This is a genomic window from Bacillus sp. GC_Bacil_1 (assembly GCF_026540675.1).
In the GTDB taxonomy this organism is placed as follows: Bacteria; Bacillota; Bacilli; order Bacillales; family Bacillaceae_G; genus Bacillus_A; species Bacillus_A cereus.
In genome coordinates, this window is record NZ_JALNUG010000007.1 from 121,751 (window position 1) to 143,681 (window position 21,931).

Sequence of the window (21,931 nt, forward strand, 5' to 3'; positions counted from 1 at the left end):
CTTGTCTCGTACGTGCATATAAATTATTGTAAATCATTCCATTGATTTTGAGAAGGTAGGAGAAGAACATGACGAGACAAAGCTTTTTAAAAGGCGCATTTATTTTAATGATAGCCGGCTTTATTACAAAAATACTTGGCTTTATCAACCGCATAGTAATGGCACGTATTTTAGGAGAAGAAGGCGTTGGTCTTTATATGATGGCCGTTCCTACATTCATTTTAGCAATTACATTGACACAAATTGGTCTTCCTGTCGCAATCGCAAAGTTTGTAGCAGAAGCGGAAGCTGTAAACGATAAACAAAGAGTTAAAAAAATATTAACCGTATCACTAGCTGTTACATCCGTTATTAGTATCATTTTAACAATCGGAATTATGTTCCTCACGCCTATTTTAGCAAAAACATTATTAACCGACGAAAGAACGTACTATCCATTAATGGCCATTTTGCCCGTTGTCCCGGTTATTGCTGTTTCTTCTGTTTTGCGTGGTTACTTTCAAGGGACACAAAACATGAAACCTAGCGCTTATGCGCAAGTTCTAGAACAAGTCGTCCGCATTACCATTATCGCTATATGCATTCAATTATTTTTACCTTACGGCATAGAATACGCTGCAGCAGGCGCTATGTTATCAGCTGTTCTCGGTGAAGTTGCATCCTTATTATTTTTACTCACGTTATTTCAGCGAGAAAAACATTTATCAATACGCTCTGGATTTTTCACTACTGTAAAGGAAAGCAAAGGGACATTTTATTCTCTGATGGATATTGCCCTTCCAACTACAGGAAGTCGTTTAATCGGCTCCGTTTCATATTTTTTTGAACCTATTGTCGTTATGCAAAGCTTAGCAATCGCTGGTGTCGCTGCTTCTGTTGCAACCCAGCAATACGGTATATTAAACGGTTATGCATTCCCGCTTCTATCACTACCCGCCTTTATTACATACGCTCTTTCTACAGCGCTCGTCCCTTCTATTAGTGAAGCAATGGCAAAAAGACAACATAAATTAGTGGAGCACCGTTTACAACAAGCACTTCGAATTTCATTAATTACCGGCGGATGGTCTGTCGTTATATTATACGTATTCGCTTCTCCTGTTTTAACTCTTATGTATGGATCAGACAGCGCAACAGCATTCATTCAACTTCTTGCGCCTTGCTTTTTATTTCATTATTTCCAAAGTCCACTTACCTCTGTTTTGCAAGCTTTAAACTTAGCAAGGGCTGCAATGATGAATACATTTATTGGTGCCATCGTGAAATTAATCGTTATTTTTGTACTAGCATCAAGGCCAGAATTTCAAATGATGGGGGTTGCACTTGCTATCGCTGCAAATATTGTAACAGTAACATTTCTTCACTACGCTACTGTTTTAAAAAAGATTACATTTACCATTTACGCAAAAGACTATATTTTCGGCGGACTTGCCATCGGTATCGCAGGCGCCTTCGGTTTTTATCTCCATAAATATATTATTTTCTCTCATTCCCTTGGCATACAAACATTATGGGAAATCACTTTAACAACAATTGTTTATATCGTACTTCTCTTCACTTTCAAACTCATTCGAAAAGAAGAGTTAAGTCGTCTCCCTATCATTCGTAAACTTTCATTTTTGAAATAAGATGAAACTTTAATCAGTGGGGTAATCTCCACTGATTATTAGTTAAACCAATCATTCTTACTCTTTCAAAGGATAAATCTCTAATTTTCTTTTACATCAACAAAAAATTGTCCGTTTTGAAAACTACAGTATAAAATTTGTGTTACATCGTTATAACCTAAGTTTTTTAATTTCTCAATAAGCCATTCATCTGTATGCTCAATCATTTGTAAATGACTAGATTGAATTTCTCCATCAATAATAAGAGGAAGCGTAAACTGTAATGTATCTTGTTTATTTTTTTGTTTTTGAAAGACAGATAACTTCCCAGACGGTTCCAAAATAGCATATTCTACATCCCGAATATCTCCAACTCCTTGTTCCCTTAATTGCATCATTAAATCATCTATATTATACCGTTGCTTTCTCATCTTCTTTTCATCAATCTTCCCCGCGTTTACAAGAATAGCTGGCTCACCTTCTATTAAATGCCGAAAGCGTTGATACTTTAGGGAAATGACTGACAAAATAATTTGGATGCACATAAGAAAAGTCATCGGAACTAATTGATGCCAAAGTGATTTATCGGTATTTTCAATTGCCACTACGGCCATTTCTCCAAGCATAATAAATACGACTAAATCTAATACACTTAGCTCTCCTATCTCACGTTTACCCATAAGACGAAAAATAATTAAGATGATGATATACAAAAGCATTGTCCGTCCAATTATTGATATCCATTCCATTTCTACATCTCCTTTTTTACGTATAGACTCCCCTATAAAAAAGAAACTAGTCTAACTTGGGCAAAAGGAAAATATGCTTGTATTAAAAAGGGGGAATGCATAAATGGATGGAACGAAAAAATTATCAACTGCAATTGGCTTCGGTATTGTTACACTACTAATTCTTGCATCTATTACTAGTATGATTATGGCTCTTTTATTAAAGTTTACAAATATAAATGAAGGGACATTAACCGTTACTATTTTTATACTCGCTCTTTTATCTATGCTTATGTCTGGATTTACTGCCGGCAAAAAGGCTCAAGGAAAAGGTTGGCTAGTAGGTTTCACAACAGGGCTCACATTCACTATACTCGTCTTTCTAGTTAACTATTTAGGCTTTTCTCAAACCTTATCGAACTCACAATTACTTTATCAATTAGCATTAATGGGGGCGAGTACACTCGGTGGTATTTTCGGTGTAAATATGTCAAAGCAAAGTAACTAAAAAAGGCCCTGCACATTTCATGCAGGGCCTTCCACATTAGTTTTTCACAACTTCACGAATCGCATTGCGATCGAAAGTTAAGTGTGAACCACCAGATTTAATAACGATTTTCGTCTCATCTACTGATTCGATTGTACCGTGTAAACCACCGATTGTTACGATAGCATCACCTTTTGCTAACTCACTTTGCATTTGAGCAACTGCTTTTTGACGTTTTTGTTGCGGGCGAATTAATAAGAAATAGAAAATCGCAAACATCGCAACAATCATAACGATATTCATCATACCTGCATTCATCTTTTGTTCCTCCTTTTAAATTATGTATTAGAAGTTTTTAGCATTCGGTTTATTAAAGCCATACTGTTCAAAGAACTCTTCGCGGAAATCGCCAAGACGGTCTTCACGAATAGCTTGTCTCACCTGCTCCATTAAGTTTAACAGAAAATGAAGGTTGTGATAAGACGTTAAACGAATTCCGAACGTTTCATCACATTTCATTAAGTGACGAATATACGCACGTGAGTAGTTTTTACATGTGTAGCAATCACAGTTTGGATCAAGCGGACCGAAGTCTCTTGCGAATTTCGCATTTTTTACAACGAGTCGACCTTCACTTGTCATACATGTACCATTTCGAGCGATACGAGTTGGAAGTACACAGTCAAACATATCAATACCACGAATTGCACCATCGATTAATGAGTCAGGAGAACCTACACCCATTAAGTAACGAGGCTTATTATCTGGAAGAAGTGGTGTTGTAAACTCAAGTACACGGTTCATAATATCTTTCGGTTCACCAACAGATAAACCACCTACAGCGTAACCAGGGAAGTCCATTGAAACAAGGTCTTTCGCACTTTGACGACGAAGCTCTTCGTACTCCCCGCCCTGTACAATACCGAATAAACCTTGATCTTGCGGACGTTCATGCGCTTTTAAGCAACGTTCTGCCCAGCGGCTCGTACGCTCTACAGATTTCTTCATATATTCAAAAGTAGCCGGGAATGGCGGACACTCATCAAATGCCATCATAATATCCGAACCTAATGCATTTTGGATTTCCATCGCTTTTTCTGGTGATAAGAATAATTTATCTCCATTTAAGTGATTACGGAAGTGAACGCCTTCCTCTTCAATACGACGGAAGTCACTTAAACTGAATACTTGGAAACCACCAGAGTCTGTTAAGATTGCACGATCCCAGTTCATAAATTTATGCAAGCCGCCTGCTTCACGAATAATTTCATGACCTGGACGTAGCCATAAATGATACGTATTACTTAAAATAATGCCAGAATCCATTGCTTTTAATTCTTCCGGTGACATTGTCTTAACTGTCGCAAGTGTACCAACTGGCATAAATGTTGGTGTATCAAATGAACCGTGCGGTGTATGCACACGACCTAAACGGGCACCCGTTTGTTTACATGTCTTAATAAATTCATAACGAATTGCTGTCATAACTTACTCCTTTTATTTGTTTCTCATTTTAGCGTGAGATGCAACGAACATTGCATCACCGAAGCTAAAGAAACGATATTTTTCTTTTACTGCTTCATTATAAGCATGAAGTACATTATCTCTATTTGCAAATGCACTTACAAGCATGATTAATGTTGATTTCGGCAAGTGGAAGTTTGTAATTAAACCATCAATTGCTTTAAATTCATATCCCGGATACATGAAAATATCTGTCCATCCAGAAGCGGCGCAAAGCTTACCGTCATGATCTGTTGCAATTGTTTCTAACGTACGAGTTGATGTCGTACCTACAGTAATAATACGTCCACCATTCTCTTTCACACGATTTAATAATGCCGCTGTCTCTTCAGACATATGGTAATATTCTGCGTGCATATGGTGTTCTTCAATCGTGTCTGCAGAAACTGGTCTAAATGTTCCAAGCCCTACGTGAAGTGTAATGAATGCCAACTGAACACCTTTTTGCTTTAACTTCTCAAGTAACTCTTCTGTAAAGTGAAGTCCCGCAGTCGGCGCTGCTGCTGAACCGATTTCTTTCGCATATACTGTTTGATAGCGATCGCGATCTTCTAGCGTCTCTTTAATATATGGAGGAAGTGGCATTTCCCCAAGTTCATCTAAAATTTCATAGAAGATGCCGTCATATGAAAATTCAAGCTGACGTCCACCTTGATCTGCAGTTCCTGTGCAAGTTGCTTTTAATTTCCCTTCGCCAAAAGAGATAACAGTTCCTTCTTTTACACGTTTCGCTGGCTTTACAAGCGTTTCCCACTTATCGCCTTCTTCTTGTTTTAAAAGAAGTACTTCAATGTGCGCGCCTGTATCTTCTTTCACACCGTGCAAACGAGCAGGCATAACTTTCGTTTCATTTAAAACTAAGCAATCCCCCTCATGTAAGTAAGAAAGAATGTCCGTAAAATGTTTATGCTCAATATCACCTGTTTCACGGTCTAACACCATTAATCTTGATGTTTCACGATCTTCTAACGGGACTTGTGCAATAAGTTCTTCTGGTAAATGAAAATCAAACAGATTTATATCCATAGCTATATCCACCTATTTCTTATTTAAATCGATTTATTATATACATAATAAAAGATAGTACAATACTTAACACAATACATGTAATGATAGGAAAATAAAAGGTAACGTTTCCTTTTTTCACAAAAATATCGCCTGGAAGCCTGCCAATGAACTTCCAAGCTAATCCAACAACGATGAGTAAGATTCCCGCTGTAATAAGCATTTTGGGCATCTCCATCATACTTTTGGCATCTCCATTCCGAAATGTTCATACGCAAGCGGCGTTACAATTCGGCCCCTTGGCGTTCGTTGTAAAAAGCCAATTTGTAATAAATACGGCTCATACACATCTTCAATCGTATGAGATTCTTCTCCAATTGTTGCTGAAACCGTTTCTAATCCAACTGGACCACCACGGAATTTCTCAATAATACCAAGCAGTAATTTATGATCAATATGATCTAGACCTAATTTATCTACTTGCAGTAGCTCTAATGCCATTTGCGTAATTTCCATCGTAACCGTTCCGTTACCACGAACTTGCGCGAAATCACGTACACGTCTTAAAAGACGATTCGCAATACGAGGTGTACCACGAGCACGTCTTGCAATTTCTAATGCAGCTAACGAATCGATTTCAACTTCAAACACTTCTGCTGTACGTTCAACAATCGCAGAAAGCTGATCTACTGTGTAGTACTCTAACCTTGAAAGTACACCGAAGCGGTCACGAAGCGGTGCCGATAATGCTCCGGCGCGTGTCGTTGCTCCAACTAATGTAAATGGCGGTAAATCTAGGCGTACAGAACGTGCTGAAGGCCCTTTTCCAATTACGATATCAAGGCAAAAGTCTTCCATCGCAGGATACAATACTTCTTCAATTGATCTATGCAAACGATGAATTTCATCAATAAATAATACATCCCCTGGCTGAAGCGCTGTTAATACAGCAGCTAAATCTCCTGGTCTTTCAATCGCGGGACCTGAAGTTGTTCTAACATTAACGCCCATTTCATTTGCAATAATATTCGCAAGCGTCGTTTTACCAAGACCTGGCGGTCCATATAAAAGCACGTGATCTAACGTTTCTTCACGCATTTTCGCTGCTTCAATAAATACTTCTAAATTATGTTTCGCTTTATCTTGGCCAATATACTGACGGAGCGTCTGTGGCCGTAATGAATATTCTAAATCCGCATCTTCATATGCAGATTCCCCTGAAAGGAGACGTTCGTCCATTATACTCACCTCTTACCATTTAGTAAAAGACTAAGTGCCTTTTTAATATACTGATCCGTCGTTAATGATTCTTTTAATAACTCTGGTACAACGCGAGAAACTTCGCGTTCTGCGTATCCAAGTGCGCGCAGAGCTTCCAGTGCCTCATCAAGCTCAGCTGATGAACCTTTCTTCTCATCAAAACGTTCTGTGTCTGAGAATAAATCCACAAATGCATCTGGTACGACATCTGCTAGTTTTCCTTTTAAATCTAAAATCATTTGGCGTGCTGTTTTCTTTCCGACGCCTGGGAATTTCACTAAAAACTTCTCATCTTCATGCTCAATCGCTTGAACGACCTGTCCTGTTTGACCAGAAGCTAAAATTGCAAGAGCGCCTTTTGGCCCAATGCCAGACACGCCTAACAACTTTGTAAATAATAAACGCTCTTCACGTGTTTTAAACCCGTAAAGTGCCATAATATCTTCTCTCACATAATGATATGTATAGACACGGATTTCTTGCTTACTTCTTTGAAATACATAAGGATTCGGTGTGAAAATTTGATAACCAATTCCATTATGGTCAATTACGACATATTCCGGCCCTACATACTCCACGTAACCTGTAACATATTCAAACAAAATACGATCTCTCCCTCTTAAATCATGTATTCCATTTTAACATATTTAATGATAGAAAAGCGAGACTGCCCCAACAAATGTTCTCCACTTGAAACTTCTGTTATTTTCCATTGACAGAAAGGTTAAAGCACCTTAATATACAGAGGTCGATAATGATTATCAATACTAATTAAAGGGGTTACATCAGGATGAAACGTAAGCTATTTATTTTATTTACTATTATGCTTGTTGTTCTTTCTATCGTTGGCTGTTCTTCTCAAAAAGAAGAATCAAAAGCAAAAGAACAACCGAAAACAAAAGTTGTAAAACATGCTAAAGGTGAAGCTACAATTCCAGTAAATCCAAAGAGAATTGTTGACTTATCTGGATCAACAGAAGAACTATTACTTCTTGGACACAAACCTGTTGGTACAGCAAATACATATAAAGATAAAATCCAAAATCACTTAACAGACAAATTAGATGGAGTAAAAGCAGTTGGTTGGTACTGGGCACCTAAAGTTGATTTAGAAGCTGTTACTGCTTTAAAACCAGACTTAATAATTTTAAACAACCGTCAATTAAAAATTTATGATCAACTAGAAAAGGTTGCACCTACAGTTGTTCTAGAAACAAACTTAGAAGACTGGCGTGGTAAGTTTAAAGAAGTAGGTAAGCTATTTGACGAAGAGAAGAAAGCAGACAAATGGATTGCAGACTACGATAAGAAAGCAGACTCTTTATCTAAAAAAATTAAAGAGAAAACAAAAGATGAGAACTTTATGTTCGTTGCAGTTACACCTCAAAACTTCCGTGTATACGGCAGCTTCGGATACGGTGACATCATCTTTAACGACTTAAAACTTCCTGCAACAAAAGGTACAGATTTAAAACAAACGATGGCGCAAGTATCACTAGAAGGTCTAGTTGCATTCCAGCCTGATCAAATGTTTATTGTAAACTTCGGCGGCGAAGCTGATAAAGTGTACGAAGACTACAAAAACAGTGCCGTTTGGAAAGACAATAAAGCAGTTAAAAATAATCACGTATATGAAGTATCAAATGAAGTCTTCAATACGAAAGCATTCAATCCAATTGGAAAAGATATGCTAATTGATGAAATCGCAAAAGAGATTTTAGCTAAAAATAAGTAAGAAAAAGCAGCTCACCATGAGCTGCTTTTTTTCTTATTTTGCACTGCGTATTGTTTCATTTTTTCAATCGTCTTTACAAAACCTTCTTTTGATTTAATCCGAATACCACGCTTCAATTTCGCACGCTCATAACTCTCAAGCTTTTTCATATCAATTTGAAAGAAAGAATGGATCGCATTATCACTTTTTGGCACACCTTTGAAAATTTGTAATATCCCTTCCTCTGAAACACCAAAATATCCGCTCGTTTTCAATAACGGAGAAATATCATCAACTTTCTTTTGTAATACGATTTGTACATCATCACGATCAACAAGTTGCCATTCTTTATATTGCTGTAAAAACTTTTCTAAATCCGCTACTTTTTCTGTAAGTATTTCCTCACTTACTTCTCCATCAACATACATACGCTCTAATAAAATTGTAACCTCAGGTTCTTTTTCCGTTACTTCTGGTACTGGCCCTTCCGCCTTCACATTCGTTTCATAAACGAAACAAAACATCATAACGAAAGCTTGCATCGCAATCAGTATCCATTTCATTTCCGTTCACCTCTTTTAGGCAAGATCATACTTTCATTAGTAGTTTTTCCGGAAATGGTGGTTTTATCCATATTACATTTCTTTCGAAAAATAAAAAATGCAGATAAGGGTTTACCTCATCTGCATGTATCATTTACTTTTATATAAAATGAAAGACGCCTGCAAAGCAGGCGTCTTGATGCGTTTACGGCGAGAGACCAGGCGACCACATTCGCGTGTTTAGCACTTAAGCATATCTCTCGTCTTACGTAAATTAGCTCATCGCTTTATTAATATAACATTAATAAATTATAAGTGCAACATGTTTATAAAAATATTTTATTCCCTCTTTTATCCAACTGAATAATATGTAAATTATAAATTGATAAAAGTAATATATATGTTACAATTAATATAACAGCGAAATCATAATAAACAGGAGATGGATATTGTGAAAAAAATAAAGGATGAACGTCTCATTCTGAAAACATTAAAAAACATACGTATTGCCTTTCTTTTTCAATCGCTTGGTATAATTGGCATTTTAGGCTATATCGGATTCACTGAAGGAATGGATCAAATTACGAAATCTCCATTATGGCTATTATTTATTCTTACAAGTATCGTCCTTAGTTATTTACAGTTAAGTGTTTCAATCGATGTAGAAGAAAGTGAAAAGGAAATAAAGTCAACTCCTTATTATAAACTTGTCTTCCGCTCCCTTATTGTAGGAATCGTTATGGCTATTATTTATATTATTTTCAGTCCAGAAAGACCACTGTTTGAAGCTATTTTAACAGGTAGTATTCTTTTCATATGCTTTTTAGTTTCTTACTCCGTTAGTTATTTTATTAAAAAACGTCGTTTACAAGACAACGATGAATAAAGAGGAAGGGCTCACCCTTCCTCTTTTGTTTTGTTATCGCACTGTACCAGTTAAACCGTAACGAATGTCTCGGAACATATTCACTATGTCACGATTAAAATCGTTTGTAACTGTACCGTTACGTAGACGCGTACTCATTGCATCGACACGAGTAAACATATCATTTCTTACAGAAACATATACGTTTCTGTTTCCAACTTCATTTGAAACCGCTTGACGAATTTCGTTCGCCATCGCCGTTTCATTTGTCACTGTGTTACGTGGTTTTACCGCAATCGCTACATCGTTTCCATATACAACTGTAGACACACGGTCTACGTTATTCATACGTTTCACACGATTTGTTATTCTTTCAGCTGTTTTACCATCATTGTTAATGTATGAATTGTTCATTGTAATATTACGAGTTGGATGCGGATTAGCAATTTGTCCATTGTAATTTACATCTCGATAATAATTGTATCCTGTATCGTTACGACCATTTCTATATGTTACATAATCTGTATAACGATCATTACGTGTCACATTATCACGATACTGGTGTGTATCATTATAAGATGTACGTTCGTAATTGTAGTTACGTCCATCCATTGCATTGTTATCTTTCGGTGTACCACATGCAGCTAATGCACTGGTAACTAACAAAGAAGCAGCAATCACTTTTACTTTCGTATTCAATACAAAAACCCCCTCTGTTAGAATGAGCTTCTCTACTGAAAAGCTCCCTCTTATGATGAGTAACAGAGAAGGTTTTTACACTGTTAATATTTCACTGGGAATTTTCTAGCACTTCATAAAAAAACTGCATTTTCTTAATTAACACGAATGCAAAAAAGGCGGGAATACTCCCGCCTTTTTAAACTTCTTCGTCCTCTTCTTCTGAAACGGGCTCTCCAAATACATTTGGTGGATCTGGTTGATAATACATCGTTCCTGGCTGTGGTGCATATGCAGACTGAGTTGGTTGATAATATAAAGGATTCGCATATTGCGGACCACCTGGTTGTGGACTATATAGTCTACTTTCTCCTCCGCATCCACAATCTTCCTCACCCTGCACAAGCGGCGGCATATTATTATCCATTGGCATCATATTCGGATTTGGCATAGACGTATATTGTGGTCCAAACGGCGCTCCTTGCTGATATGGCATTTGATATGGATTTGGTTGTTGATAATACGGATTCGGCGGCATCATGGGCTGTTGATACGGCATTTGATATGGCATCATATTCGGTGGTTGATTGTTATCCATTATCGGCATCATATTCGGCATTTGATTGTTATCCATAATTGGCATCATATTCGGCATTTGATTGTTATCCATAATTGGCATCATATTCGGCATTTGATTGTTATCCATAATTGGCATCATATTCGGTGGTTGGTTGTTATCCATTATCGGCATCATATTCGGCATTTGATTGTTATCCATTATCGGCATCATATTCGGCATTTGATTGTTATCCATTATCGGCATCATATTCGGCATTTGATTGTTATCCATAATTGGCATCATATTCGGCATTTGATTGTTATCCATAATTGGCATTATATTCGGTGGTTGGTTGTTATCCATAATTGGCATTATATTCGGTGGTTGGTTGTTATCCATAATCGGCATCATATTCGGTGGTTGGTTGTTATCCATTATCGGCATCATATTCGGTGGTTGGTTGTTATCCATGATTGGCATTATATTCGGTGGTTGGTTGTTATCCATAATCGGCATCATATTTGGCATTTGAATATTTGGCGGTATGACTTGTGGAATAACTACATTTTCTTTCGATACATTTGGTGACACTATATTCCCTACGTTTTCTTTCTTTACTTGTGGTGACACTATATTCCCTACGTTTTCTTTCTTCACTTGTGGCGACACTATATTCCCTACGTTTTCTTTCTTCACTTGTGGCGATATTATATTCCCTATATTCTCTTTCTTCACTTGTGGTGACACTATATTCCCTACATTTTCTTTCTTCACTTGTGGTGACACTATATTCCCTACATTTTCTTTCTTCACTTGTGGTGACATTATATTTCCTACATTTTCTTTCTTGACTTGCGGTGACACTATATTCCCTACATTTTCTTTCTTCACTTGCGGCGTTATTATATTACCTACATTCTCTTTCTTCACTTGCGGCGATACTATATTATTTTTTTTCGTTTGCGGAGAAATGATATTGTTAGGTTTCATTTTACTAATTTGAGGAGCAATTAACTCGCTTCCTTTTTTTATTACATCTGAAATTTTATATTCTTTTTTCGGTTTTATTGGTGGTTGTGGCGGCTGTGGCAATACATTTACCGAAAACTTCGTGTTTTCTTTTTCCGCCGGTTTTTGTTTTTCTATCACAGGTGGTTTTTGAATAACAGACGGTTTTTCAACTGGTTTCTCTTTTTGAATTGGCTGTTCTTTTTGCACCTCTTTTTGCGGTTTCACCTGTACTTCTTTTTGCGGCTTTACCTGCATTTCCTTCTGCGGTTTTACTTGCACTTCTTTTTGTGTTTGTTGCATAGCTGGCTGCTGTGTAATTGGTGCTGATTGATACGTAACTTCTTCTTCATCTTCTATTCCAAGCGGAGTTGGTGTTGCTGCAAATTCTTTTTGCTGCACTTCTTTTACGTATTGCTTTGGAGGCGCTGAACCTGCTCCAGCCTGTTGTTTCATGTGAATACTCTTTGATGGCACTTTAATTTTCATACCTGGCATGATTAAATCTGGATTACTAAGTTGTGCATTTGTTTTTTTCAACGTGTCAAAATCCACTCCGTACTTTTTCGCAATTTTCCAAAGGGTATCCCCTTTTTGCACGATATGAATTTTCAAATTTTCCCCCTCCTGTATAACTTATCTATAAGTAACAAATCTCATGAAGTAACTCTTTCTAAATAACATTAACTTCTTTTCACTTTTATCACTTCTTCGATTTTCAATATCATTCGAAGTGGAATAAGCATAAAGAACCACAATGATTTCTTCAACACAATGTATGCCCATTTTGTTCTTGTTATGATTATATGTATGAAAAAAAGCAACGGGAATACCGTTGCTTTACACACGCTCTAACATACGATTTAATGCAAGAACCGCTTCTGCCGTTACTTGTTTATCTACGCTAATAACGTTAATTTCTTCTCCTCTTTCTATCGTTTCAAGTACCCATAATAAGTGAGGCAAATCAATTCGGTTCATCGTTAAGCATGGACACATAAATGGATTAAGTGAAACAATTTCTTTATCTGGATGTTGCTGAATAATTCGGTTCACTAAATTCATTTCTGTACCAATCGCCCATTTGCTACCAGATGGCGCCGATTCAATCATATCAATAATATACTTCGTTGAGCCTGCATAATCTGAAGCAGCTACCACTTCATAGCAACATTCTGGATGTACAATAATATTCATATCAGGATGATTTTTTCGTACGCTCTCAATGTTCTTCACTGTAAAATTTTGATGAACAGAACAATGCCCTTTCCATAAAATCACTTGAATTTCTTCTATATCCCCATCGTACTCTAATGAATCTGTGTGTGGGTCCCATACTGCCATTTTATCTAACGGGATACCTAAATCGTACGCTGTATTTCTCCCTAAATGTTGATCTGGTAAAAAGACGAGACGCTCTTTTTGAGTAAACGCCCAAGATACCATTTGCTTTGCATTAGAAGAAGTTACTGTTGCTCCTCCGTTACGACCACAAAACGCTTTAATTGCAGCTGTAGAGTTCACATATGTTAACGGAATCATCGTATCTCCAAATAATTTCTTTAACTCTTTCCACGCTCTTTCTGTTTGTTCAATATCTGCCATATCCGCCATCGAACAACCTGCACGCATATCTGGTAAGATAACAACTTGATCATCTGTCGTTAACATATCTGCTGTTTCCGCCATAAAGTGTACCCCGCAAAACACAATATATTTTGCGTCTTTATTGCTCGCTGCAACTTGCGCAAGCTGAAGTGAATCCCCTGCTGCATCTGAAAATTGTACCACTTCATCTTTTTGATAATGATGCCCTGGAATGAATAACATTTTCCCCATCTTCTCTTTAATTTCACGAACACGCTTTTCCATATCTTCCGTTGACATCGTGTAATAACGCTCTGGTAACATCGTTTCAATTGGCTGTACTTGTTCTAAAATACTCATATACGTTTCTCCCCCTCTAAGCCACTTTCCTTACCCTTCAATATTGAAACTAATATCAAGTGCTTTCACTGAATGTGTTAACGCTCCAAGTGAAATATAATCTACCCCTGTTTTTCCGTATTTCGATAAATCTTCAATTGTGATGCCCCCTGAAGCTTCTGTAACGATAGCGCTTGGTACAATTTTTGAAAACTCCCGGATTTCATCTGGCGTACGATTATCGAACATAATAATATCCGCACCAGCAGCAACAGCCTCTCTCACCTGTTCCTCAGTTTCTGTTTCTACTTCTACTTTCACCATATGTCCTAACTTTTCTTTCACTGATGTAACAGCTTTTGTAATAGAACCAGCAAACACAATATGATTGTCTTTAATCATGACACCATCATATAAACCGAAGCGATGATTAAATCCACCACCACACACGACTGCATACTTATCAAACATACGTAGTCCTGGCATCGTTTTTCGCGTATCACAAATGCGAGTATGGCTACTATCTAAAGCAAGAACCGCTTTACGCGTCATCGTCGCTATTCCGCTCATACGCTGAATAACGTTTAATATAACGCGCTCTGCTGTTAATAACGATGCAATTGGCCCTTGCACAGTTGCAATGATTTCGCCTTTTTCTACAAGATCTCCATCTTTTTTATGAAGCTCTACTTCAATTCTCTCATCAATTAATTTAAATCCTGATTCAATTACTAAACGTCCTGCAAAGACCCCTGTATCCTTCGCAAGAAACGTTCCTTTCGAAAGTAAGTTATCTGGAAAAATAAGCTGAGATGTTACATCTCTTTCTCCTATATCTTCTAAAAAAAATCGATTTAATGCTTCTTTAACTTTTATCGTGTTCATAAAGCCCCTCTTCCCCTCATCACACAAGTTGTAGTTTTCTCTTTACTCGAACAATCTCTTTCTTTCCTATATTTCTATCTGGATAATCACTTCGGTAATGCCCGCCAATACTTTCTTCTCTTTGCAGGGCTGAAACAACTATAAGCTCACAAACTGTTAACATATTAATAAGCGTTATCTCTTCATTCGTAAGAACATCATGTTGTAATATCATATTTCGAACACCGTACTTACTAAGCCATCTCTTCGCATAAAATAAGCTTTGCTCTGTTCGCACAATCCCAACATATTTCATCATACATTTTTGTATTTCTTCTTTCGTCGGTAAATGATTCAGAACGATAAACTTTGCTTCTTTGTCGGCTAGCATGTTCACCTTTTCTTTTGTCTCTCTAGATAAAATGTGCCTTCCGATTCTTCCTCCAAACACAAGACCTTCTAATAATGAATTACTCGCTAATCTATTTGCACCATGAACCCCATTACAAGCTACTTCTCCGACTGCGTATAGGTTCGGAATAGACGTCTCTCCATCACAGTTCGTTTTCACGCCACCCATGTGAAAATGAGTACCGGGCACGACTGGAATAAGGTTTTTATTTATATCGACTCCATTCGTTTTACATATCGATGACACGGTCGGAAAGCGTTGTTCAAAGTTTTGAATCATTTCGATGTTTAAGTACACTTTTTCACCCGCAAGTAGCTGTTCATGAATAGCCCTTGCGACTACATCACGAGGCGCTAAATCCTGTTCGGAATGTATATCCATCATAAAACGCTGCCCTTTGCCATTTATAAGGACAGCTCCTTCTCCACGAACAGCTTCGGACACGAGGCCGGAACAACGCCCACCCACGTATAACATCGTCGGATGAAATTGTATAAACTCTAAATCTACAAGCTCTCCGCCTGCACGGTACACCATTGCAAGTCCATCACCTGTAATTGTCTCATCATTAGAAGTAAAGGCGTATAAACCGCCAATACCGCCTGAAGCTAACACCGTATAATCTGCATTGTAACGTTTCAGTTCTCCTTTATTGTTGCGAGTTAAAGCCCCAACACATTTATCTTTTTCTATAATAAAATCGAGCACCATTTCCTGTTCCACTACCGTAACGTATGGAGCTACTTCTTGAATAAGATGCTCTAATAAATTCTTTCCTGTTGCATCGCCACCTGCATGTAAAATACGACGTTTTCGATGCGCTCCTTCTTTTCCAAGATGAGGACCTGTTTCATCTCCATCAAATTTCATTCCTCTTTCAATAAGGTTATTAATTTCTTTCGGTCCTTCCTCGACTAAATAACGGACCACTTCTTCATTGTTATAATGACACCCTGCTACTAACGTATCTTCAAAATGATCATTAGGATTGTCATATGTAGCTACCGCTGCGGCAATTCCACCTTGAGCTAAATGTGTATTATTACTACGTTTTGTCTCCTTTGTGATAATAATCACATTCTTTTCGTGACAAATCTCTTTTGCAACACGAAGTGCCGCAACGCCACTTCCAATAATTAAGACATCTGCACTTGGCATAATTGTTGCCTCCTACTTTACACTTTTCAACTGTCTTGACACCTATATTTACATAGTTTTAAAATAATGACAAGAGTTTTTTTATAATTCTTATTTTCACTACCATTTAAAAAGTAAAAGAAATGTAACTCTTACTATAGAGAGGAACTTACATGATGATATATCTTGACTATGCAGCTACTACACCTATGAGCGAGGAAGCGTTACAAACATATATGAAAGCAGCTTCGCAATACTTCGGAAATGAACAAAGTTTACATGATATTGGAGGAACGGCTTCTTCTTTATTACAAGTTTGCCGAAAAACATTTGCGGAAATGATTGGAGGCAAAGAACAAGGCGTATTTTTCACAAGCGGTGGATCGGAATCGAACTATCTTGCGATTCAATCACTTCTAAATGTCCGAAATAAGAAGCATATTATTACGACACCTATAGAACATGCATCCATTCGAAGTTATTTTCAATCTCTAAAATCAAAAGGCTATACGATCACTGAAATTCCTGTTGATAAAAGCGGACTCATTTGTTTAGTAGATTTAGAGGCAGCTATTACAGAAGATACTGTGCTAGCAAGTATACAGCATGGAAACTCTGAAATCGGAACCGTTCAAAACATTACAAAAATCGGGCCACTTTTAAAAAAATATAATGTTTTATTTCATACGGATTGTGTGCAAACGTTTGGTAAACTGCCTATCCATGTTTTTGAGATGGGGATTGATAGTCTTTCTGTTTCAGCACATAAAATATACGGACCAAAAGGTGTCGGCGCTTGCTACATAAATCCGCAATCTCGCTGGGAACAAGTATTTCCAGGAACTTCTCACGAAAAAGGATTTCGCCCAGGTACAGTAAATGTTCCCGGCATCGCATCTTTTTTAACAGCTGCTGAAAATATATTAAAAACTCAATGGGAAGAAAGTTTACGTTTTAAAGAGTTACGATCCTACTTTTTAGAGCAAATACAAACACTTCCGCTAGAAATTGAAGTAGAAGGCCATTCTACTTCTTGTTTACCACATATTGTTGGGGTTACAATAAAAGGAATAGAAGGTCAATATACTATGCTAGAATGTAATCGTCATGGTATTGCCATTTCCACCGGAAGTGCTTGCCAAGTCGGTAAACAAGAGCCTTCGAAAACTATGCTTGCAATTGGAAAAACGTATGAAGAGGCCAAACAATATGTCCGCTTCTCTTTCGGACAACAAACAACGAAAGATCAAATTGATACTACTATTCATGCACTACACACAATTGGAAATCAATTTTATAGAGGTGTTAAATCATAATGAAACAAAATGAACAAAAAAAGATTTTAGGTGAAGAAAGACGACAGCTTATCCTCCAGTGGCTTCTTGCTGCAAATGAACCGTTATCTGGGAATGAACTATCGAAAAAGACGAACGTAAGTAGACAAGTTATCGTGCAAGATATTTCCTTGCTTAAAGCACGAAACGAACCAATTATTGCGACTGCTCAAGGTTATTTATATTTAAAGCCACAAGAGAAGCAACAAACTTTCGAACGCGTAATTGTATGCCAACATAAACCAGCAGAAGTACGTCAGGAACTTACAATGCTTGTTGACCATGGCGTTACGATTAAAGACGTAAAAGTTGAGCATCCTGTATACGGTGACTTAACAGCATCCATTATGGTAAGCAATCGCTTTGATGTAGAGCAATATTTACAAAAAATCGAAAACACAAATGCTTCCTATCTTTCACAACTAACAGATGGTATTCACTTACATACAATCGAGGCAGATTCTAAAGAAAAATTAGATGCTGCTTGTGAGGCACTGGATAAAGCAGGATTTCTCGTTTATTAATGTAAAGCACAGAGTTTTTATCATTCTCTGTGCTTTTTTAATGCTATAATATTGTAATCAATCGTAAAGGAGATCACATATGGGAATTGAACTCGTTCACTTTAGCATTGGCAAACCGAAACAAATGAAATATGGCGAAGATAAAGAAATGATAACAGGTATATGTAAAGATCCTACAGAAGAGGCCTTTCTCTCAAAAGACGGATTTCGTGGTGATGACGTAGCGGATTTAAAACATCACGGGGGACCTGATCGTGCCGTTTGTGTGTACCCACACGAGCATTACGCACTATGGGAAGAGGAATTTCAAACTACGCTTCCCGCTTCCACATTTGGTGAAAACATTACCGTAACAAATATGTTAGAGCATGACGTATGCATCGGAGATACATATCAACTAGGCGAAGCAATCATTCAAGTAACGCAAGCTCGCGTACCTTGTAGCACAATTTCAAAACGTCTTGGCATCCCTGGCATTTTGCCGCGCATTGTAGCAACTGGATTTACTGGCTACCTATGCCGTGTTCTTCAAGAAGGTACTGTACGTAAAGATTCTAAAATTACATTACTAGAACGTCAACCCGGCAATGTTTCTGTTTTGTTCTCTAACGAAATTTATTTTCATAATAGAAAAGATAAAGATGGCATTGAAAAAATTCTTGCTGTTCCAGAACTAGCTGATATTTGGCGTGGTCAGTTAGAAGATCGTCTTGCGAAGTTAAAATAAAGTGAAACTTTAATCAGCCCTCACCAATCGGGCTGCCCGGCAAATAGCGGGATAAAGAATCCCACCTTTTGCAGGTGGGATTTTATTAATCTATCAAAAAATATACTAGGCAATGAAATGATATGGACGATTAGGCAAATACAAATATTCCATCTACATCTTACAACCAATAAGAAGAATAACTCCCCAGTACAGTAACAGAAAAACCGAGTGCTTCAAGTTCCATCGTTACGCCTGGCAATAATACGTCATCGTATGCTTTATCGACATCGATTAAGAAAAAGTAATTTCCAAGACCTGTTTTCATCGGACGCGATTCGATTTTTGATAAGTTTAATTTTCTCCATGCGAAAGCTGATAGCACTTGATATAGGGCACCTGCATAATCTGCAGGTAACGTTATCATAAGCGTCGTTTTCTCTCCGCGGTTTTCTCCGTTATTCGGGAGTATTGCTTTCTTTTTCTTATGGAGCACTAGGAAGCGTGTATGATTATTTTTATGCGTATGAATACTACGTCTTACAATTGTTAATCCGTATTTTTCTGCAGCTGCTTCATTTGCAATAGCGGCAATTTTTTCTTCAGGATGTTCTTTCACATATTGCGCAGCGGCACTTGTGGATGTCATATCTCGAACAGTTACTCCTTTTAATTCTTCATTTACAAACTTATGGCACTGTGCAATGGCATGCGGATGAGAATGCACCGCATATACTTCATCCCACACTTCTGCATACTGCGGATGTACAAGTAAATGCTGCTGAATTGGTACTGTAATTTCTCCTACAATAGAAAGCGGCTGCTCATGTACAAGATAATCAACCGTTATATTCACTGAACCTTCTATTGCATTTTCTAACGGTACGACTGCGAAGTCTACATTTTCATTTGCAGCTGCATCTATACAATCTGGAATCGTTCGATACGGTACATGATCTGCTTCCGGAAAAAAACGACTCACCGCCATATTTGTAAATGTTGCTTCTGGTCCTAAATATCCTACTCGAATCATCGTCTTTTCCCCTCTTTTTCGTTTTCTTACTGTTATACCATACTTTTTTATATTCTTCTATGTAAATTTCGAATATTAAAAAAAGACTAGCATTTGCTAGTCTAAATGTTTCTTATATTCTCTTTGAGCGAAAAAGAAATAAATGATACATGCTACGATATAAAACAGAATGAACAAACCTACTTTTTTTAATGATCCATCCATAAAAAAAGTATTATGAAACGTATATAACGCAACTGCACTATGCATACTCCCTACTATAATTGGCGCAAAAAATAGCATACATAATTGCCAACGAGAAATTTTCCATACTTCTTCCTTCGTCATTCCAAGTTTAGAGAGTGCACCATACTGCTTTCGGTCCGATGCAATATTATGGAACCATTTAAAATACACGATACTACATGAAGTAAGAAAGAATAATATACTAATAAACGAGCCCACAAATAGAGTAATATCGCCGCCTTCTTTCATACTTACATATAACTCCATATTACTTCGAAATGCATTATTATTATCTTGTTTCATATGTTTCCGTAAATCTTCATTCAATTTCTTCGTCTTTTCGATATTTGATAATGTGTAGCCTCTATATATCATCTTTTCAGAATCAGGAACCTTGTTTGCTATATTGTCAAAGTCTTCATCATTCATAACGAAGAACAGACCATTAATGTACGAAGGGTGATAGTTAAATTGAACCCCTTCTTTCTGACCGTTAAATACGAATTGATATGGTTGATTCATTACTTGCAATTGAATCTCTTTTTGATTATATACATTCGAATTATTGTATTTATTATAATAAACGAGTGTCACTGTATCTTTTTTAGGATGATATGTTTTCTGTTTTTGTTTCCTCGCTTCTTGGTTATAATCACTTTCTTTTATAAGCGGTGCTATTGTTGTTTCTCCTTTATTAGACTGAAAGGATGCATACACTCCAACAAAACTCATATATTGAAAATCATCATACCCATATTGATTCAGTAATTTTTCAACCGCACCTTCTTCAAAGACTTCATAAGTAGAAATACCTTTTTCTATGTACGAAAACGAGTGTACCCCTCCCGTTCGCCACATATCTTGCATGCTAGAAAAATACAAGAACACCGTACCTGTTGCCGTAACTACAAACGTCGTTGCCATAGACATCAGAAAGAAAAAGCGACCATTTTCCTTCATTCGATGTGACAATTGATTCACTATAAATAAATATGGATATGTATACATAATCTTTTTATTTCGCTTTATCATTTCTAACACTTGGGTAGCACCATGCGCGAAAGAAAAATACGTTCCCAAAAAGACAAGTATAGACACAGGGAAAAAGTATATTGCTATCGTAGCCACCGTCACTTGTAGCGCTAACGCATATCCTATCCCTAAACAAATAAAGCCGAATATACAAAGCCACTTTGATGTTTTCTTCTCTTTTTTATCTGTTCGAAATTCTTTCAATAACCGAATGATTTTTATATTCCATATACGTAAAGCACTTATAAAAGATAACAGAATAAAAACGACCATATATGTAATAAATGTTACACCAATCGCACTTACGTCAAATATAACAGGGAGTTCTTTCGGAAGCCCCAGTAACATACTAAACACCATGAAGAAGAGCTTTAAAAAGATCAAGCTCAGCCCTATACCGAAAATATTAGCAAAAATTCCAATTAATATTTGCTCGGTCATAATTACTCCTATTACGTTAGACTTCGTTGCTCCCATTAACATATATAACCCTAATTCTTTCTTACGTGCTTCTATGAAAATAGAAGTAGAGTACAAAATAAATATGACGAAAAAAGAAATAATTATAACATTACATATGATAAGTCCCCAGCGTACGTTTTGATACCACATCGTCTCTTGCATATACGGATGTACAATGACAGACATATATGCAAAAGATGCAAATATCGCAAAACAACTACTTAAGAAAAACACTTTATAATTACGCCAATTTCCTTTTATATTTTGCAGCGCTAGTTGCCGAATGTTCATCTATCGTC

General features: G+C 37.1%; 21 protein-coding genes and 1 pseudogene. 7 read left to right on the forward strand and 15 right to left on the reverse strand.

Annotated elements, in window-relative coordinates:
- Positions 1–68 precede the first annotated feature (68 nt).
- Positions 69–1,628, forward strand: a complete 1,560-nt coding sequence (gene spoVB / locus OXT04_RS13100) for a stage V sporulation protein B (RefSeq protein ID WP_098235743.1) — start codon at positions 69–71, stop codon at positions 1,626–1,628.
- A gap of 80 nt (positions 1,629–1,708) precedes the next feature.
- Here spoVB and OXT04_RS13105 read toward each other — a convergent pair whose 3' ends face one another.
- The gene (locus OXT04_RS13105) at positions 1,709–2,356 is read right to left on the reverse strand and encodes a DUF421 domain-containing protein (RefSeq protein WP_000454821.1); all 648 of its coding nucleotides are present in this window, start codon (positions 2,354–2,356) and stop codon (positions 1,709–1,711) included.
- Between the two features lie 103 nt (positions 2,357–2,459).
- On the opposite strand from OXT04_RS13105, the gene OXT04_RS13110 reads away from it, so the two are divergent.
- Positions 2,460–2,843 carry a TIGR04086 family membrane protein gene (locus OXT04_RS13110; RefSeq protein ID WP_000349148.1) on the forward strand — a complete coding sequence of 128 codons (384 nt, stop codon included), beginning with the start codon at positions 2,460–2,462 and terminating at the stop codon, positions 2,841–2,843.
- Between the two features lie 36 nt (positions 2,844–2,879).
- Here OXT04_RS13110 and yajC read toward each other — a convergent pair whose 3' ends face one another.
- The 6 genes from yajC to ruvA are packed head-to-tail and all read right to left on the reverse strand — an operon-like array spanning position 2,880 to position 7,213.
- The gene (yajC, locus tag OXT04_RS13115; protein ID WP_000991115.1) at positions 2,880–3,140 is read right to left on the reverse strand and encodes a preprotein translocase subunit YajC; all 261 of its coding nucleotides are present in this window, start codon (positions 3,138–3,140) and stop codon (positions 2,880–2,882) included.
- 27 nt (positions 3,141–3,167) lie between these two features.
- Positions 3,168–4,307, reverse strand: coding sequence for a tRNA guanosine(34) transglycosylase Tgt (gene tgt, locus OXT04_RS13120; RefSeq protein ID WP_000125365.1), 1,140 nt, complete (start codon positions 4,305–4,307; stop codon positions 3,168–3,170).
- Positions 4,308–4,319: 12 nt separating this feature from the next.
- Positions 4,320–5,372 carry a tRNA preQ1(34) S-adenosylmethionine ribosyltransferase-isomerase QueA gene (gene queA, locus OXT04_RS13125; protein ID WP_000354014.1) on the reverse strand — a complete coding sequence of 351 codons (1,053 nt, stop codon included), beginning with the start codon at positions 5,370–5,372 and terminating at the stop codon, positions 4,320–4,322.
- 19 nt (positions 5,373–5,391) lie between these two features.
- The gene (locus OXT04_RS13130; protein ID WP_000970410.1) at positions 5,392–5,592 is read right to left on the reverse strand and encodes a DUF2905 domain-containing protein; all 201 of its coding nucleotides are present in this window, start codon (positions 5,590–5,592) and stop codon (positions 5,392–5,394) included.
- A complete protein-coding gene (gene ruvB / locus OXT04_RS13135) occupies positions 5,589–6,590 on the reverse strand; it encodes a Holliday junction branch migration DNA helicase RuvB (protein WP_000344450.1) in 1,002 nt (333 codons plus the stop codon). Before ruvB ends, OXT04_RS13130 begins: the two co-directional genes overlap by 4 nt.
- A 5-nt stretch (positions 6,591–6,595) precedes the next feature.
- On the reverse strand, positions 6,596–7,213 hold the full coding sequence (gene ruvA, locus OXT04_RS13140; protein WP_000464511.1) for a Holliday junction DNA helicase RuvA: 618 nt from the start codon (positions 7,211–7,213) through the stop codon (positions 6,596–6,598).
- Positions 7,214–7,401: 188 nt separating this feature from the next.
- Here ruvA and OXT04_RS13145 point away from each other — a divergent pair, with 188 nt between their 5' ends.
- Positions 7,402–8,346 (forward strand): iron-hydroxamate ABC transporter substrate-binding protein, encoded by a 945-nt coding sequence (locus OXT04_RS13145; protein WP_000823606.1) that lies wholly within the window; start codon positions 7,402–7,404, stop codon positions 8,344–8,346.
- Between the two features lie 11 nt (positions 8,347–8,357).
- On the opposite strand, the gene OXT04_RS13150 is transcribed toward OXT04_RS13145, so the two are convergent.
- Positions 8,358–8,888, reverse strand: coding sequence for a BofC C-terminal domain-containing protein (locus OXT04_RS13150; protein ID WP_000871172.1), 531 nt, complete (start codon positions 8,886–8,888; stop codon positions 8,358–8,360).
- A gap of 430 nt (positions 8,889–9,318) precedes the next feature.
- Between OXT04_RS13150 and OXT04_RS13155 the strand changes: the two genes are divergently transcribed.
- Positions 9,319–9,753, forward strand: coding sequence for a hypothetical protein (locus OXT04_RS13155; protein ID WP_000721216.1), 435 nt, complete (start codon positions 9,319–9,321; stop codon positions 9,751–9,753).
- A 33-nt stretch (positions 9,754–9,786) separates the two neighbouring features.
- On the opposite strand, the gene OXT04_RS13160 is transcribed toward OXT04_RS13155, so the two are convergent.
- From OXT04_RS13160 to nadB, 5 genes and pseudogenes are all read right to left on the reverse strand, one after another.
- Positions 9,787–10,431: a YhcN/YlaJ family sporulation lipoprotein gene (locus OXT04_RS13160; protein WP_001093537.1), complete on the reverse strand. Its 645-nt coding sequence runs from the start codon at positions 10,429–10,431 to the stop codon at positions 9,787–9,789.
- A 2,010-nt stretch (positions 10,432–12,441) separates the two neighbouring features.
- Positions 12,442–12,592, reverse strand: a pseudogene (gene safA, locus OXT04_RS29925) (SafA/ExsA family spore coat assembly protein); the annotation flags it as partial.
- Positions 12,593–12,817: 225 nt separating this feature from the next.
- Positions 12,818–13,924 carry a quinolinate synthase NadA gene (nadA, locus tag OXT04_RS13170; RefSeq protein WP_000025335.1) on the reverse strand — a complete coding sequence of 369 codons (1,107 nt, stop codon included), beginning with the start codon at positions 13,922–13,924 and terminating at the stop codon, positions 12,818–12,820.
- A gap of 30 nt (positions 13,925–13,954) precedes the next feature.
- A complete protein-coding gene (gene nadC / locus OXT04_RS13175) occupies positions 13,955–14,788 on the reverse strand; it encodes a carboxylating nicotinate-nucleotide diphosphorylase (protein ID WP_001092229.1) in 834 nt (277 codons plus the stop codon).
- A 19-nt stretch (positions 14,789–14,807) separates the two neighbouring features.
- A complete protein-coding gene (gene nadB / locus OXT04_RS13180; protein WP_001138545.1) occupies positions 14,808–16,337 on the reverse strand; it encodes an L-aspartate oxidase in 1,530 nt (509 codons plus the stop codon).
- 152 nt (positions 16,338–16,489) lie between these two features.
- On the opposite strand from nadB, the gene OXT04_RS13185 reads away from it, so the two are divergent.
- The 3 genes from OXT04_RS13185 to OXT04_RS13195 all read left to right on the forward strand — a co-directional run bounded on the left by OXT04_RS13185 (position 16,490) and on the right by OXT04_RS13195 (position 18,901).
- Positions 16,490–17,632: an IscS subfamily cysteine desulfurase gene (locus tag OXT04_RS13185; protein ID WP_267415188.1), complete on the forward strand. Its 1,143-nt coding sequence runs from the start codon at positions 16,490–16,492 to the stop codon at positions 17,630–17,632.
- On the forward strand, positions 17,632–18,174 hold the full coding sequence (locus tag OXT04_RS13190; RefSeq protein ID WP_000812275.1) for a transcription repressor NadR: 543 nt from the start codon (positions 17,632–17,634) through the stop codon (positions 18,172–18,174). The genes OXT04_RS13185 and OXT04_RS13190 overlap by 1 nt, the downstream gene beginning before the upstream one ends.
- A gap of 79 nt (positions 18,175–18,253) precedes the next feature.
- Complete coding sequence (locus OXT04_RS13195; RefSeq protein WP_023523107.1) at positions 18,254–18,901, forward strand: MOSC domain-containing protein; 648 nt, start codon at positions 18,254–18,256, stop codon at positions 18,899–18,901.
- 160 nt (positions 18,902–19,061) lie between these two features.
- Here OXT04_RS13195 and pheA read toward each other — a convergent pair whose 3' ends face one another.
- Positions 19,062–19,913 (reverse strand): prephenate dehydratase, encoded by an 852-nt coding sequence (gene pheA, locus OXT04_RS13200; protein ID WP_065229389.1) that lies wholly within the window; start codon positions 19,911–19,913, stop codon positions 19,062–19,064.
- A gap of 96 nt (positions 19,914–20,009) precedes the next feature.
- Positions 20,010–21,923, reverse strand: coding sequence for an ABC transporter permease (locus tag OXT04_RS13205; protein ID WP_267415191.1), 1,914 nt, complete (start codon positions 21,921–21,923; stop codon positions 20,010–20,012).
- Positions 21,924–21,931: the final 8 nt, after the last annotated feature.

Excerpts from the sequence above, each read along its gene's own strand:
- OXT04_RS13190 (WP_000812275.1), top strand. The coding sequence starts at position 17,632 with ATGAAACAAAATGAACAAAAAAAGATTTTAGGTGAAGAAAGACGACAG.
- OXT04_RS13110 (WP_000349148.1), top strand. The coding sequence starts at position 2,460 with ATGGATGGAACGAAAAAATTATCAACTGCAATTGGCTTCGGTATTGTT.
- OXT04_RS13130 (WP_000970410.1), bottom strand. The coding sequence starts at position 5,592 with ATGATGGAGATGCCCAAAATGCTTATTACAGCGGGAATCTTACTCATC.
- OXT04_RS13145 (WP_000823606.1), top strand. The coding sequence starts at position 7,402 with ATGAAACGTAAGCTATTTATTTTATTTACTATTATGCTTGTTGTTCTT.
- ruvB (WP_000344450.1), bottom strand. The coding sequence starts at position 6,590 with ATGGACGAACGTCTCCTTTCAGGGGAATCTGCATATGAAGATGCGGAT.
- nadC (WP_001092229.1), bottom strand. The coding sequence starts at position 14,788 with ATGAACACGATAAAAGTTAAAGAAGCATTAAATCGATTTTTTTTAGAA.
- OXT04_RS13185 (WP_267415188.1), top strand. The coding sequence starts at position 16,490 with ATGATGATATATCTTGACTATGCAGCTACTACACCTATGAGCGAGGAA.
- OXT04_RS13195 (WP_023523107.1), top strand. The coding sequence starts at position 18,254 with ATGGGAATTGAACTCGTTCACTTTAGCATTGGCAAACCGAAACAAATG.
- nadA (WP_000025335.1), bottom strand. The coding sequence starts at position 13,924 with ATGAGTATTTTAGAACAAGTACAGCCAATTGAAACGATGTTACCAGAG.
- pheA (WP_065229389.1), bottom strand. The coding sequence starts at position 19,913 with ATGATTCGAGTAGGATATTTAGGACCAGAAGCAACATTTACAAATATG.
- OXT04_RS13105 (WP_000454821.1), bottom strand. The coding sequence starts at position 2,356 with ATGGAATGGATATCAATAATTGGACGGACAATGCTTTTGTATATCATC.
- yajC (WP_000991115.1), bottom strand. The coding sequence starts at position 3,140 with ATGAATGCAGGTATGATGAATATCGTTATGATTGTTGCGATGTTTGCG.
- spoVB (WP_098235743.1), top strand. The coding sequence starts at position 69 with ATGACGAGACAAAGCTTTTTAAAAGGCGCATTTATTTTAATGATAGCC.
- nadB (WP_001138545.1), bottom strand. The coding sequence starts at position 16,337 with ATGCCAAGTGCAGATGTCTTAATTATTGGAAGTGGCGTTGCGGCACTT.
- OXT04_RS13205 (WP_267415191.1), bottom strand. The coding sequence starts at position 21,923 with ATGAACATTCGGCAACTAGCGCTGCAAAATATAAAAGGAAATTGGCGT.
- OXT04_RS13150 (WP_000871172.1), bottom strand. The coding sequence starts at position 8,888 with ATGAAATGGATACTGATTGCGATGCAAGCTTTCGTTATGATGTTTTGT.
- queA (WP_000354014.1), bottom strand. The coding sequence starts at position 5,372 with ATGGATATAAATCTGTTTGATTTTCATTTACCAGAAGAACTTATTGCA.
- tgt (WP_000125365.1), bottom strand. The coding sequence starts at position 4,307 with ATGACAGCAATTCGTTATGAATTTATTAAGACATGTAAACAAACGGGT.